Annotated in this window: 11 protein-coding genes; 6 read left to right on the plus strand and 5 right to left on the minus strand. The window is 37.6% G+C overall.

Annotated elements, in window-relative coordinates; genetic code table 11:
• Nucleotides 1-12 precede the first annotated feature (12 nt).
• Complete coding sequence (gene proB, locus ORI89_RS18370) at nucleotides 13-1,047, minus strand: glutamate 5-kinase (RefSeq protein ID WP_268231977.1); 1,035 nt, start codon at nucleotides 1,045-1,047, stop codon at nucleotides 13-15.
• Between the two features lie 90 nt (nucleotides 1,048-1,137).
• Nucleotides 1,138-3,177, minus strand: coding sequence for an excinuclease ABC subunit UvrB (gene uvrB, locus ORI89_RS18375; RefSeq protein WP_268231978.1), 2,040 nt, complete (start codon nucleotides 3,175-3,177; stop codon nucleotides 1,138-1,140).
• 110 nt (nucleotides 3,178-3,287) lie between these two features.
• Between uvrB and upp the strand changes: the two genes are divergently transcribed.
• The 4 genes from upp (at nucleotide 3,288) to ORI89_RS18395 (ending at nucleotide 5,743) form a co-directional block, all read left to right on the plus strand.
• Complete coding sequence (gene upp, locus ORI89_RS18380; RefSeq protein ID WP_268231979.1) at nucleotides 3,288-3,935, plus strand: uracil phosphoribosyltransferase; 648 nt, start codon at nucleotides 3,288-3,290, stop codon at nucleotides 3,933-3,935.
• 75 nt (nucleotides 3,936-4,010) lie between these two features.
• Complete coding sequence (locus ORI89_RS18385; protein ID WP_268231980.1) at nucleotides 4,011-4,484, plus strand: ribonuclease H-like YkuK family protein; 474 nt, start codon at nucleotides 4,011-4,013, stop codon at nucleotides 4,482-4,484.
• A gap of 83 nt (nucleotides 4,485-4,567) precedes the next feature.
• Nucleotides 4,568-5,119, plus strand: a complete 552-nt coding sequence (locus ORI89_RS18390) for an ATP-binding protein (RefSeq protein ID WP_268231981.1) — start codon at nucleotides 4,568-4,570, stop codon at nucleotides 5,117-5,119.
• Nucleotides 5,120-5,332: 213 nt separating this feature from the next.
• Complete coding sequence (locus ORI89_RS18395) at nucleotides 5,333-5,743, plus strand: BrxA/BrxB family bacilliredoxin (RefSeq protein ID WP_326494330.1); 411 nt, start codon at nucleotides 5,333-5,335, stop codon at nucleotides 5,741-5,743.
• A gap of 39 nt (nucleotides 5,744-5,782) precedes the next feature.
• On the opposite strand, the gene ORI89_RS18400 is transcribed toward ORI89_RS18395, so the two are convergent.
• From ORI89_RS18400 to lipA, 3 genes are all read right to left on the minus strand, one after another.
• Entirely contained in the window at nucleotides 5,783-7,018 is a 1,236-nt protein-coding gene (locus ORI89_RS18400) for a beta-carotene 15,15'-monooxygenase (RefSeq protein WP_268231983.1), read from the minus strand.
• An 11-nt stretch (nucleotides 7,019-7,029) separates the two neighbouring features.
• Nucleotides 7,030-7,668, minus strand: a complete 639-nt coding sequence (locus tag ORI89_RS18405) for a peptidylprolyl isomerase (RefSeq protein WP_268231984.1) — start codon at nucleotides 7,666-7,668, stop codon at nucleotides 7,030-7,032.
• A gap of 144 nt (nucleotides 7,669-7,812) precedes the next feature.
• Entirely contained in the window at nucleotides 7,813-8,691 is an 879-nt protein-coding gene (gene lipA / locus ORI89_RS18410; RefSeq protein ID WP_268231985.1) for a lipoyl synthase, read from the minus strand.
• A 148-nt stretch (nucleotides 8,692-8,839) separates the two neighbouring features.
• On the opposite strand from lipA, the gene ORI89_RS18415 reads away from it, so the two are divergent.
• Together ORI89_RS18415 and carB are read left to right on the plus strand one after the other, a co-directional pair.
• Nucleotides 8,840-11,077, plus strand: a complete 2,238-nt coding sequence (locus ORI89_RS18415; protein WP_268231986.1) for a glycoside hydrolase family 20 protein — start codon at nucleotides 8,840-8,842, stop codon at nucleotides 11,075-11,077.
• 237 nt (nucleotides 11,078-11,314) lie between these two features.
• Complete coding sequence (gene carB, locus ORI89_RS18420) at nucleotides 11,315-14,134, plus strand: carbamoyl-phosphate synthase large subunit (protein ID WP_268231987.1); 2,820 nt, start codon at nucleotides 11,315-11,317, stop codon at nucleotides 14,132-14,134.
• Nucleotides 14,135-14,158: the final 24 nt, after the last annotated feature.

Raw genomic sequence — 14,158 nt, forward strand, 5'->3', positions numbered from 1 at the left:
TTTTTTACATCCCTACAATAACACAATATCATCTGCATGTGCTATTGCTACATTTTTTCTAAATTGTATAGAAGCCAAGTCATTCACATCTGTTTTGGCTTGTGCTACAGCGAAGATCTCCCCTTGCTGATTAATAACCTGAAACATCTCTCCTGTCTCAAAAGATTGGTTTACGGAAATAATACCAACGGCTAATAGGCTTTTCCTATCTTTTAGCGCCTGTTCTGCCCCCTCGTCCACTGTAACCAAAGCTTTAATCAATCCTCCACTTGCCAACCACTTGCGCCGTGACGACACTTTAATTGCCTGTGCCCGACACACGGTTCCTGTATCTCCCTTCACCGCTTTCAAAATACCATCCTCGGTCTGCATGCTAAATATTACAGCTTGAATTCCCATTTGATTTGCTAAGCGTGCAAAATTAAGTTTAGAAACCATTCCTCCCAGCCCAACAGAAGATTTATCTTTACGCGCAAGGCCTAATGCTTCTTTATTTACAACTTCAATTTCTCGGACCACTTCTCCCCTGGCGTCCAACACCCCGGGCACAGACGTACTAAATAATACTTGCTCTGCACCAAAGCCTACTGCAATCAAAGTCGCCAATTCATCATTATCAGAAAACTTAAGCTCTTTGTTACTTACCACATCATTCTCGTTAGCGACAGGAATGACACCGTTCTTCCATAACTCTTGATAAGTAGCCTTTAATTGTAAGAATTGATCTCTATTTGCAAAATGTTGTCTTTCACATAAACTTTGTGCTAAAGCAATACCAAAAGGTTTAAAATAAGTACTGTACTTACCTATTAACAAGGGGTTACCTAACGCCGCTGCCGCTTTACGTTCGGATAACGTACCAGTATAATTACTTATATACTTCTTACCCGCAGCCACAGCTCCTGACGAGACAAGAACAATATTATACTGTGCTTGCAACTGAGCTGTTTGTCGGGCTATCTCTAAAATCACACGTTCATCAATCTTCCCTTCTTTTGTTGTTATAGAAGCTGATCCAAACTTAATAACCAAGACTGGCTTTCTCATTCATTTAAAATTTATCAAACAATAGCTTATTTATTTAGATTTTTATAAATGTAATAAGGTTTTTTATAAAAATAAACTATTTATCGATAATTATCTGGTATCCCCAAATTTGCTAACATATAGCTTTTCCAAAGCAAACATCTCGTCTCTCAACTTTGCTGCTTCTAAGAAATCCATATCTTTTGCAGCTTTATCCATTTGTCGTTTTACATTATCAATGGCTTTCTTCATCTCCTTCTCTCCTAAATGCTCCATAACTGGATCTGCGGCAATCAGCGTTGCAGCATCCGGTTCAACATAAGCCTTAACCTCTCCCGGCATAAAGTCAGCAACCGAAGTTTGCTCCATGATTTCCTCTCGGGTTTTACCTACTGTTCTTGGTATAATGCCATGCTTCTCATTATAAGCAGTTTGTTTCTCCCGCCTACGATTTGTTTCCTCAATTGTCACACGCATACTATCCGTCATACGATCTGCGTACATGATCACACGCCCTTTATCATTTCTTGCTGCACGCCCGATTGTCTGAATAAGTGATCGTTCTGAACGTAAAAACCCTTCTTTATCGGCATCTAGGATAGCAACTAAAGTTACTTCGGGCAAGTCTAACCCCTCTCTTAGTAAATTCACTCCAACCAGTACGTCAAACTCTCCCAAACGCAAGCCACGTAAAATCTCCACGCGCTCCAAAGTTTTAATTTCAGAGTGTATATAGCGCACTTTTACATTTAATTTTGCCATATACTTCGTCAGTTCTTCTGCCATACGTTTTGTTAGGGTAGTAGCTAAAATCCGGCCTCCCTCACTAATTGTTTGTTCCACCTGTTCTAGGAAGTCATCCACTTGGTTCATTGCAGGTCTCACCTCTATAATTGGATCCAACAACCCAGTTGGCCTAATAACCTGCTCAACAACGACTCCTTCTGTCTGCTGCAATTCATAATCCCCTGGAGTAGCAGAAACATAAATAGTCTGATTGGTTAATGATTCAAACTCTGGAAAATTAAGTGGCCTATTATCCATTGCTGCCGGCAATCGGAACCCATGCTCTACCAGCGATAGCTTGCGCGACCGATCACCTCCGTACATTGCTCGCAACTGTGGTAGCGTCACGTGACTCTCATCGATCACTAACAAATAATCTTCAGGGAAATAATCCAACAAACAGAACGGTCGCATACCCGGCTCTCTACCATCAAAAAAACGGGAGTAATTTTCTATACCCGAGCAGTACCCCAATTCGCGCATCATCTCAAGATCATAATTTACCCGCTCCTCCAGCCGCTTTGCTTCCAGCATCTTTCCTTCTTCTTCCAGCTGCGCAACCCGCTGCACCAATTCAGCCTGTATTGCCCATATAGATTCCGTAAACTTTTCTTTTGGCGTTACAAATAAATTTGCTGGGAATAGTGCAATATCCGCAACCTTAGTAATTGTCTTTGCTGACATCGGATCTATTTCTGATATTTCATCAATCTCATCCCCAAAGAAAGAAATACGGAAAGCGTAATCTAAATAAGCAGGAAAAACATCAACTGTATCTCCTTTCACACGGAAAGTACCTCGCTTAAAATCGCCGGTAGTGCGCGAATACAGAATTTCAACCAAGCGATGTAAAAAAGCATTGCGGCTAATCGTCATCCCTACTGCAAACCTAAAAATAGACCGGGAAAAATCCTCCGGATTTCCCATACCATAAATACAGGACACAGATGATACCACAACAATATCACGCCTGCCCGACATCAATGCAGAAGTTGTTGCCAAACGCAGCTTCTCAATCTCCTCATTAATAGCTAAATCTTTCTCTATGTAAGTATTCGACGAGGCGATGAAAGCTTCTGGCTGATAATAATCATAATATGAAACAAAATAATTAACAGCATTTTGAGGAAAAAACTGTTTAAATTCACCATACAACTGGGCTGCTAGTGTTTTATTATGACTTAAAATCAATGTTGGTCTTTGTGTCTCTTGAATAACATTCGCTATAGTAAATGTTTTTCCTGAACCTGTTACACCCAACAAATTCTGATAATGTTCTCCTTCATTAACGCCTGCCACAAGTTCCTTAATAGCCTGAGGCTGATCACCTGTCGGTTTATATTCTGATGTTAATTCAAACTTCATGTATCTTTACCAAATAATCTTTAAAAGTAATTAAAAAAGAAGTTTTTTTTATCGCTTCCCTGTCAAGAGAATTAGTAATTTAGTAAAAACACATTTAGCATACAAACAAAATGATCACCATACTCAGCAAAAAAAACAGCATAGCAAACCATTATATAGCAGAGCTACGACATATATCTATACAAAAAGACAGATTACGCTTCCGCAGAAATATTGAGCGTTTAGGTGAAATAATGGGCTATGAAATCAGTCAAAACCTAGACTACAAACCACAGTCTATTGAAACTCCTCTAGGCATAGCTGAGCATAATATGCTTATAGAACAACCTGTCCTTGGCACGGTTATACGTGCCGGCCTCCCCATGCATCAAGGTTTGCTTAACATATTCGATCAGGCAGATAGTGCTTTTATAGCAGCTTATCGGCACACTAAAAAAAGTGGAGAAATGGAAATCCACAAAAAATATGAGAACTGTCCAAACCTGGACGACAAAGTCGTTATCATATCCGACCCTATGATTGCTACAGGTCGTAGTTTGGTCCTAGTATGTCGTGATTTACTTTCCAACTACAATATAAAAGAACTGCATATTGCCGCAATTATCGCCTCCGAAGAAGGCTTACAGCATCTACATGCCTTCGTTCCTGAAGCTCACATTTGGGTCGGAGCTGTTGACAATGAACTTACATCTAAAGCCTACATTGTACCCGGTATGGGAGATGCTGGGAATTTAGCATTTGGCGGATCAACCGAATAATTATTAATAAAAGAATAACAGAAACGAAACACACAATGAACTATCCTTCAGTATATTTAAATAAAAAAACACACTATGGTTTGGCAACGTTACAATGGCGAAAAAATTCGCACCCCTATCAACGACGCTGTTGAAGACATTATAAAAAAAGAGACCTACCAAGGAAACAAACTAAAGGTCTATATCGGCACCGATTCACAGGTAAAACGCGGTATCACCGAGTTCGCAACAGTTATTGTATTTCTACGCGAACACAAGGGAGGTTTTATGTTTATACACCGTGATAAACAGGCAAGAAAACAAAGTATCAAAGAGCGCATGCTTACTGAGGTACAAAAATCCATTGAAATAGCCTACAAGCTCTGTCCACTTCTTGAGATGTACCAAGTTGAACTTGAAGTACATGCAGATATTAATACCAACCCACACTTTCAATCAAACATAGCCCTAAAGGAAGCCATGGGCTACATCATGGGGATGGGGTTCGTTTTTAAGGCAAAGCCTGAATCATTTGCCAGCACAAACTGCGCAGATAAAATTGTACAATAATTGAGGTAGAGCTCTTCTTTCTAAATAGCTTTTGTTATTATTGCAGCAAAACAGCTTTTGTTTAAATAAAAGCAATACTAACAATGAAACAGGAAAATAAGACCTCTTTAAAAAAAATTGCTGTTGTAGGTCCTGAATCTACGGGAAAATCCACTATTGCAAAGTTCTTAGCTAAAGAATTCAAAACACTGTATGTCCCAGAATATTCCCGTTATTATTGTCAAGATTTAAACAGGCAATACACTTTACAAGACGAATTAAATATGTTCCATGGCCAAGTCGCTCTGGAAGAAGCCTTAACATCCGTTACAAAAAAAGACATACTAATTTGTGATACAACCTTTTTAACAGTTAAAATATGGTGTGATCATCTTTTTAATGAAACGCCTAAAATTGTTGTAGACAAAATCAACACAACACATTATGATCTTTATCTTCTGATGGATATTGACTTACCTTGGGAAGATGATATACTGCGGGACTTTCCTCAAAAACGCGATCACTTTATGCGCGTATGGAAAAAAGAGCTAAATGCTATTAATGGAAATTACCAAGTAATATCAGGTCAAGGTACAGAAAGGTTAAATAATGCGTTAAAATGTGTCAAACAGTTTTTAAAAAAATCTGAACATTAAACTCAAAAAACACAAGCCATACACTTGCTAATGCCTAATAAGGAAAACTGACATTCAATTAAGAGTGCAGGCTTGTCTCCTCTATTATTTAGTATTATATTTGCTACAAGTCGTAAATTAGAATATATGCTGTGCAAGCTACAGGCTTGTGTTGCTATTTGTATTTTATAAGAACTTAGTTTAGTTATTGTATTTCACTTAATTCACATGAACATGTATCCAGAATATTTAGTTGCCCCAATGCGTCAAGAATTAGTAGACGCAGGGTTTCAGGAATTAAAAACGGCCGAAGAAGTTGATAACGTCATACCCTCTGAGGGAACTGTTTTTGTCGTTGTCAATTCCGTTTGCGGCTGTGCTGCAGCGAATGCTAGACCTGCAGCTAAATTTGCTGTAGAAAATGGCAAAAAACCTACTAAACTAGTCACTGTTTTCGCTGGTATGGAAAAAGAAGCGGTTGATAAAGCTCGTAACTACATGTTACCTTATCCTCCATCTTCTCCAGCAATGGCTTTATTTAAAGACGGAAAACTAGTACATATGATTGAAAGACATATGATTGAAGGTAGACCTGCACAAATGATTGCGGACAATCTAGTATCAGCTTTCAACGAATACTGCTAAAATTTTAGCATTGATTTTTGAATGAAAGGCTTTTCTCTCCTAGAGAAAAGCCTTATTTTTTAGAACTCGTTTCTCTATATCACGCCCATCATGGAAACCCAGCACAAACAACATGATGACAGACAAAGGCAAAAACGAACTAATAAGCATAAGCCAAAAAGAATAATTTGAAATTAAATTATACCCCTCTATAATAAAAAAACCTTGTAAAAGCATCAACCCTTCTGTACACACAAACGCCCCGATAAAAAGAATGATAGCTACATAAACCATAACACCTTTACTTGGCAACCACCTTTTTCTCATTGCAAAAAACAAAATGCTACCACTTATCGCCCCTAACATAAGTAAATGAATAAACCCCACTACTAAAGGTCGAATATGGTAAACATCACTCATCACAGAAGGCAATAGAGATAATAAAGGCACAAAAGCTTTGAGAAAAACAGAAACAATACTAAAATAAAATAATATTTTCTCTACTGGTTTAAGATGTACAAACCAATATTTTTTACACAGATAAATACTAATAAGGCCAAAAACAAAAAGTTGTAATATTACACCTAAACCGTTAAGATAATACAGAACTGCTGCAGGGACATACCAGTTAAGAGGAAGAGCAAACGTCAGCACAATAGATACGATTAAAACTAAGCGTAACATCACAGAGATAGACTTCCTTGTATAATTCTTAACACCTTTCAGAAAAAGAGCTAAAACACTTACTATAAACCAACCATTGAACTGAAAATGTAAAAAGAATTGTATAACTCCCTGAAAGAAGGCAGATCCCTTTCCCTGTATATGAATAGCAGGCCCTATAAGAAGAATTCCTACTGTCGATAAAACCATAAAGCCAAGAGCGGTATACAATAGTCTGTTCTGATCTTTCAATCCGGATTTTCTAAAACGCCAGACATAATAGACAAACAGATAACTGCAAACTAAATGTAAAGCCGAAAAAAATATCGAAAACAAAGCATAACCTTCTATTGGAAAGAATATAAACATACCCACTACAGAAACTTCACTAATCCAAAACAACACATTAAAGCATTTTTTAGATTGGTTCGTCTCCACAACAAAACCGGCATAAATCAAAGCATATAATGCCATATAAGCCCATCCGAGCATTGCCCCGTGTGAATGTCCATGAAGTAAAAACTGTAAATTTAACTTCTCAACAGGGAAGACAGAAGCGTAACGCAATAAAAAGCCCATTAAGGTTGCGATTGCAAAATTAAACAAACTAACACTGAACCAGACCTTGGTCATACCCTTTAAATTCAGTTCAGCAATTCCATCGTAAATAAGACCTTATTTAAAGGCTTATCTTCACCATCGGTGGTTGATTTACTAATTTTCATCAAAACATCGAGACCTTCAATAACCTCTCCAAACACCGTATAATCTTTATCAAGACGAGGCTGCCCTCCTTGTTCTAAATAAAGTTGCCGTTGTTCGTTAGTGTATTTAATTCCCTTTTTCTCCTCCAGAACCTTTAAATCATTTACTGAAACTTTCTTCCCAACAACAAAGTAAATCTGATTCAAAAAAGAAGATTTTGTCAAATTACCATCATGCCCAGCTCCCAAAGCCCCCACTTTATGAAAAGCCCTGTCATCAAATTCAGGAGCTAAACGCTCGGGTAATTTATCAGGGTCTTCTGCTTCCTTTGTTAAAATAGCTTCATCCAACTCTCCACCTTGCACCACAAAATCTGCTATTACCCTATTAAACTCTGCGTTCTTATAGGTTCCATCCTGAATATTTTTCTTTAAAAGAGCACGGTGATTTGGTGTAAAATCATACAACACCACTTTAAAGCTCCCATAGGTTGTTTTTACCAGCACAGTGTCCGTTTGTGCAGCACATGTTAAAAAAATGAAAAATGAAAAAACATTCAATAGCACTTTATAAATCATAGCAATCAATATTATTAGGATATACCAAACTTAAAGAAATTCAGGTTTATCCACAATACCGAAACTAAAGCTATCTAATAAAAAAAAGCCCGTATTCATTAGAACACAGGGCTTTCATATTATCATAGAATACTATTCGAAATATTACATATCAAAAAGGTGTTTTTCGGCACGATAGGACGATCTTACCAATGGCCCCGACTCAACGTATTTAAAGCCCATTTCCAAGCCTATTTTTTGATACTTTTCAAATTGTGCTGGTGTTACCCACTCCACAACTGGATGATGTGCTTTTGTAGGCTGCAAATATTGTCCTAAAGTAAGAATATGTACTCCAACATTATACAAATCCTGCATTGCTTCAATCACATCTTCTTCAGTTTCCCCAAAACCAAGCATAATTCCCGATTTTGTACGGATTCCTGCTTCAGAAATACGTCTTAAACATTCCAATGAACGATCATACTTTGCTTGAATACGTACCTCTCTTGTTAAACGACGCACAGTTTCCAAGTTATGTGATACAATTTCAGGACGTACGGCTAAAACTCGATCTAGATTTTCCCACTGCCCTTTAAAGTCAGGTATCAATGTTTCTAACGTTGTTTCAGGACTTTCACGACGAATAGCATTTATTGTCTCAGCCCATATTATAGACCCTCCGTCTTTCAAGTCATCACGATCAACAGAAGTAATAACACAATGCTTTACCCCCATAAGTTTCACAGAGTTTGCTACGCGGTCAGGCTCTCCTGTATCAACAGCTAGAGGACGACCTGTAGCTACAGCACAAAAAGAACAGGAACGTGTACATATATTTCCTAATATCATAAATGTTGCTGTACCGGCCCCCCAACATTCACCCATATTGGGACAGTTACCACTTTCACAAATCGTATGTAACTTATGCTCATCTACTAAACCTCTTACATGGCGATATTCTTTACCAACAGGAAGCTTAACACGCAACCAATCCGGCTTGCGCTGCGTCTCTACTACAGGAATTACAGGCAGTTCAATCATATTGCAAAGTTAAGGATTATTCTCTTAAATATAGGTAGCATCAATTGTTGTCACAATATCATATTATCAACGCAGAAAACTGTGAAGTTTAAAAAGCCTATCAAATATTTTCGGATATTTGTAGTAAATTATTAATATAAAAGTAGATATGCGTGCCTTAACAATTTTCTGTTTTTTATTATTTACTGTGTTTTATGTTTATGCTCAAAACACAACAATAAAATTAATCCCTAAACCCAACAAAGTTATACAGTCTGAAGGGGTCTACAACATTCCATACAATGTTCAGCTCTATGCCGCTGAACCTTTTATAGAACTGGCTCAATTATTAGCAGAATATCCACAGCTAAAAACGCTCCCTGTAGAGTTGGTGAAAAAAGTTAATAAAAAACATACGCAAGGTATTCGCTTACTCTTAGCCGAAGCAATTGATAAAATTCCAAATAATGCACACCGCATCACTATTGATCAGTCAGGAATACTTCTTAAAGCAAATAACGAAAAGGCTATGCTTGACGGTATACTTACTCTTCTGCAACTTTCTTCTCTACTAGAAAACCCATTATCACTTCCTCAACTTACTATTGATGACTACCCGCGTTTTGCACATAGAGGTTTACATTTAGACGTTGCTTCCCATTACATGCCTTTAGCTTTCTTGAAAAAATACATTGACTTAATGGCTCTTTATAAGTTCAACTACTTTCATCTAGAGCTAGCTAATAATAATGCATGGCGTATGGAAATTAAGAAATTTCCAGAACTAACAGAGCAAACTTCATGGCGAACACACAAAGCATGGTACGAATGGAGTAAAAATGGTCAGCAATTTAGTAAAAAAGGCGATCCTAATGCCTATGGAGGTTATTATAGCCAAAATCAGCTACAAGAATTGGTAATGTATGCAAAACAAAAAGGCATTACAATTATTCCTGAAATTAACCTTATTACCGGAGCACAAGCAATCTTAAAAGTATATCCCGAATTTGTATGTACAGAAACAACAGATAAGCAACAAGAGTTTTGCTTAGGTAATACAAAAAGTTATATTTTTTTTAAAGATGTACTTAATGAAATTATCGAGGTCTTTCCTTCCACTTACATACATATTGGTGGAAATCAGCCCGACACTTCCCATTGGGCAAACTGTTCTAAATGTAAAACTTTAAGCGCAAGCAAAGAATTAAAAGATGCAAACGACATTTACCATTATGCTATAAAAGAAATAGAGGCCCATCTCACGTCACAAAATCGGATACTTATCGGCAGATTACCTCTTCTAACAGATAGTTTAGCCAAAGAAAGTGTCATTAATCTTGTAGATACAGAAATTACTACATCTAAAAACCAGCTTCAAAAACATAATCTCATCCTATCAGCAAAAAATAGTTTACATTTTGACAATTACCAAAGTGATCCACGCCAACATCCTTTAGCGCGGGACAAGCAACTATCATTAGCAAAAGTGTATGCCTACAATCCCAATGAAATAGACTCCGAATTAGCGACTAAAATAATCGGTACAATGGCTACTGTTTCCACAACATTTATGTCTAATTACGAGCAGGTTGAATACATGGTCTTTCCAAGAGCATTAGCTCTAGCCGAACTAAACTGGACAAGACAAGATCTCCGCAACTGGCATGATTTTGAACAGCGTCTACAGACCCACTACACTCTGTTACAAGATAAAGAAATAAATTACTACAGCCCGTCTTATCACGTAAATATAGAAGCAGAATTTAATTTCAACAAAAAAAGAAATACGGTCAGTCTTAGTTCCGAACAACTTAACCCAACCATTTACTACACAACAGATGGTACTGACCCTTCCATAGAAGCCACCCTATTTACCAACCCGATCGAGCTTCCAACTTCCACCCTTATAAAAGCAGCTTCATTTTTCCAAGAAGCAAGAGTAAGCCCCGTTAGCGAAAAACAATTACATATTCATAAAGCTATAGGCAAGAAAGTAACGTATAATACGCCATGGAATGAATATGAAGCGCAGAAGGACTCTACGCTAACAAATGGTATACAAGGGGATATAAATGACATTCTGCAACAATGGCAAGGTTTTACAAATGGCTTGGATGTAACAGTAGACTTTGAAAGAAGAGAGGAAATCAACAGTGTAGCCATTCGTTTTATGCAAAGCAAAACACCTGAAGCCTATTACCCTGAAGAAGTTCAGATAATGTTTTCTGACAACGGTAAAAATTACAGAAAAATAGGAACCGTAAAACATGAAGCGAATGACGATCAAATAGCTTTTAAAAACTTTGAAATAAAACTTGAGAAACCGCAAATGGCAAAATACATTAGAATAATAGCTAACAAACCTGAAAGTGGACAATTACTGGCTGATGAGATTATAATTTATTAGCACAGTTATAAAGTAGAAAAAACATGAAGCGAAACCTTGGAAACAACCTGATCATTATCATTCCTTCAAGCCATTGCATATTAAAACAATAAAATTTTTAAGCTTTCATGAAATTTCAAATAAAAGATGTAACTTTGCACTCCGACAGAGCAGTCGGAATACTCTCCACACAAAGGCACCTTTCGTTGCTTTGTTCAGCACAACAAATAGATTTTAACTGTTTTCAAGAAAAAAATAATGCCTAGAAACACCTCCATCAAATCTGTATTAATCATCGGTTCTGGCCCTATTGTTATCGGTCAAGCCTGTGAGTTTGACTATTCTGGTTCACAAGCAGCACTTTCTTTAAAAGAAGAGGGAATTGAAGTGTCCATTATAAACTCAAACCCTGCAACGATAATGACTGACAATGTCATTGCCGACCATATTTATCTACTGCCACTTACTTGTGAGAGTATAGAGAAAATACTCCAGGAGCAGAAAATAGACGCCGTACTCCCAACAATGGGTGGACAAACAGCCCTTAACCTATGTATTGAAGCAGATAACTTAGGGATTTGGAAAAAATATAACGTAGACATTATCGGTGTAGACATTGCTGCAATTGAAAAAACTGAAAACCGCGAGGCATTCCGTCAATTAATGGTTGACATTGGTGTGGGTGTTGCCCATTCTAAAATTGCAAATTCGTTCTTAGAAGGTAAAGAAGCAGCCCAAGAAATTGGTTACCCTCTTGTCATACGTCCTTCATACACATTAGCAGGTACAGGAGGTGGATTTGTTCATAAAAAAGAAGATTTCGACGCTGCATTAAATAGAGGTCTACATGCGTCGCCTACGCATGAAGTATTAGTAGAACAAGCAGTATTAGGATGGAAAGAATTTGAATTAGAGCTCTTAAGAGATACAAACGATAATGTAATAATCATTTGTACTATAGAAAACTTTGATCCAATGGGGATACATACCGGCGACTCAATCACTGTAGCACCTGGTATGACCTTAAGTGACAAGTGTTATCAAGATATGCGAAATCAGGCAATTCGCATGATGCGCTCCATAGGTAATTTTGCTGGTGGTTGTAACGTACAGTTTTCTGTAAATCCAGAAAACGAAGAAATCATCGCTATCGAAATCAACCCACGTGTATCTCGTTCTTCTGCATTAGCTTCCAAAGCTACAGGCTATCCTATCGCAAAAATAGCTGCGAAACTAGCTATAGGTTATAACTTAGATGAATTACAGAACCAGATCACAAAAACTACTTCTGCTTATTTCGAACCTACACTAGATTATACCATTGTCAAAATCCCTCGTTTTAATTTTGACAAATTTAAAGGTGCTAACAAAGAACTTGGTCTACAAATGAAAGCTGTAGGTGAGGTTATGGCTATCGGTAGAACATTCATAGAAGCTTTACAAAAAGCTTGTCAGTCGTTAGAAACAAATCGTTGGGGATTAGGCTCAGATGGCCGTCAAATCCGTAATTTGGAAGAGATCATGGAAAGTTTAGAGCACCCAAGTGCCGACCGTGTATTTCATATCAAAGATGCATTTGACTTAGGTGTACCTTTAGAATCGATCAGGAAAGCAACCCGTATTGACAAGTGGTTTTTATTACAGATTCAAGAACTTGTACACCTAGAAACGGAATTACGCAGATATCAGTTGAACAATATACCTCGCGACTTCTTCGTTACACTTAAACAAAAAGGATATTCCGACGCCCAAATTTCTTGGCTTTTAGGCAACGTAACAGAAGATCAGGTTTACGATCGCCGTAAAGAACTAGGTATTACCAGAGTATTCAAAATGGTTGACACTTGTGCTGCTGAATTCCCAGCACACACACCTTATTTCTACTCAACATTTGAAGACGAGAACGAATCAATAGTATCGGATAAAAAGAAAATCATTGTTTTGGGTTCTGGCCCTAACCGTATCGGCCAAGGTATCGAGTTTGATTATTCTTGTGTACATGGCTTAATTGCAGCTAAAGAAGCGGGCTATGAAGCCATCATGGTAAACTGTAACCCAGAAACTGTATCTACAGACTTTAACATGGCTGATAAGCTTTATTTTGAGCCTGTTTTCTGGGAACATGTCCGTGAAATTATCGAGCTTGAAAAACCAGAAGGTGTAATAGTGCAACTCGGTGGGCAAACAGCCCTAAAAATGGCCGAACAACTTGAAGCTATTGGTGTAAAAATTATAGGTACATCTTTCGAGAACATGGACTTGGCAGAAGATCGCGGTCGTTTCTCCGACTTACTAAAAGAACTTGATATTCCATATCCTAAATACGGTGTAGCTACTTCAGCCGAACAAGCACTTAAAGTCGCTAATGAGGTTGGATACCCTGTATTGGTGCGTCCTTCTTACGTATTAGGAGGGCAAGGTATGAGCATTGTTATTAATGACGAAGACCTAGAGCGTGCTGTGGTAACTTTATTAAAGAATTTACCGGGCAATCAAATTCTAATCGACCACTTCTTAGATCGCGCCGAAGAGTCTGAATCGGATTCCATCAGTGATGGCGAAGATGTCCATATTATCGGCATGATGGAACATATTGAACCTGCTGGTATTCACTCAGGCGATTCATCAGCCGTGTTACCTCCGTTTAGCTTGTCTGAAAACGTACAGAAAAAAATGGAAGAGTACTCCATCAAATTAGCAAAAGCACTAAATGTACGTGGTTTATTAAATATCCAATTCGCTGTCAAAGGTGAAAAAGTATACGTTATCGAAGCCAATCCACGTGCTTCACGAACTGTTCCCTTTATAGCCAAGGCCTATGACGTTCCATACATTAACATTGCTACAAAAGTAATGTTAGGCACGCATAAATTAAAAGACTTCAAAATTGAACGTAAATTAACAGGGTTTGCAATAAAAGAACCTGTATTCTCTTTCGAAAAATTCCCAGAGGTTGACAAAACTTTAGGCCCTGAAATGAAATCTACAGGTGAAGCGATTCGTTTTATAAAAGATTTACAAGATCCTTATTTCAGAGAGATGTACAAACGCAAATCTATGTTCTTAAACGCGCAGTAATTATAAATTATATATATTAAAAAA

Origin of the sequence: Sphingobacterium sp. UT-1RO-CII-1 (assembly GCF_026711005.1) — a bacterium.
GTDB lineage: Bacteria > Bacteroidota > Bacteroidia > Sphingobacteriales > Sphingobacteriaceae > Sphingobacterium.

Bases quoted from the DNA above. Each gene is read 5' to 3' on its own strand.
- proB (WP_268231977.1), bottom strand. From the start codon at position 1,047: ATGAGAAAGCCAGTCTTGGTTATTAAGTTTGGATCAGCTTCTATAACA.
- uvrB (WP_268231978.1), bottom strand. From the start codon at position 3,177: ATGAAGTTTGAATTAACATCAGAATATAAACCGACAGGTGATCAGCCT.
- upp (WP_268231979.1), top strand. From the start codon at position 3,288: ATGATCACCATACTCAGCAAAAAAAACAGCATAGCAAACCATTATATA.
- ORI89_RS18385 (WP_268231980.1), top strand. From the start codon at position 4,011: ATGGTTTGGCAACGTTACAATGGCGAAAAAATTCGCACCCCTATCAAC.
- ORI89_RS18390 (WP_268231981.1), top strand. From the start codon at position 4,568: ATGAAACAGGAAAATAAGACCTCTTTAAAAAAAATTGCTGTTGTAGGT.
- ORI89_RS18395 (WP_326494330.1), top strand. From the start codon at position 5,333: ATGTATCCAGAATATTTAGTTGCCCCAATGCGTCAAGAATTAGTAGAC.
- ORI89_RS18400 (WP_268231983.1), bottom strand. From the start codon at position 7,018: ATGACCAAGGTCTGGTTCAGTGTTAGTTTGTTTAATTTTGCAATCGCA.
- ORI89_RS18405 (WP_268231984.1), bottom strand. From the start codon at position 7,668: ATGATTTATAAAGTGCTATTGAATGTTTTTTCATTTTTCATTTTTTTA.
- lipA (WP_268231985.1), bottom strand. From the start codon at position 8,691: ATGATTGAACTGCCTGTAATTCCTGTAGTAGAGACGCAGCGCAAGCCG.
- ORI89_RS18415 (WP_268231986.1), top strand. From the start codon at position 8,840: ATGCGTGCCTTAACAATTTTCTGTTTTTTATTATTTACTGTGTTTTAT.
- carB (WP_268231987.1), top strand. From the start codon at position 11,315: ATGCCTAGAAACACCTCCATCAAATCTGTATTAATCATCGGTTCTGGC.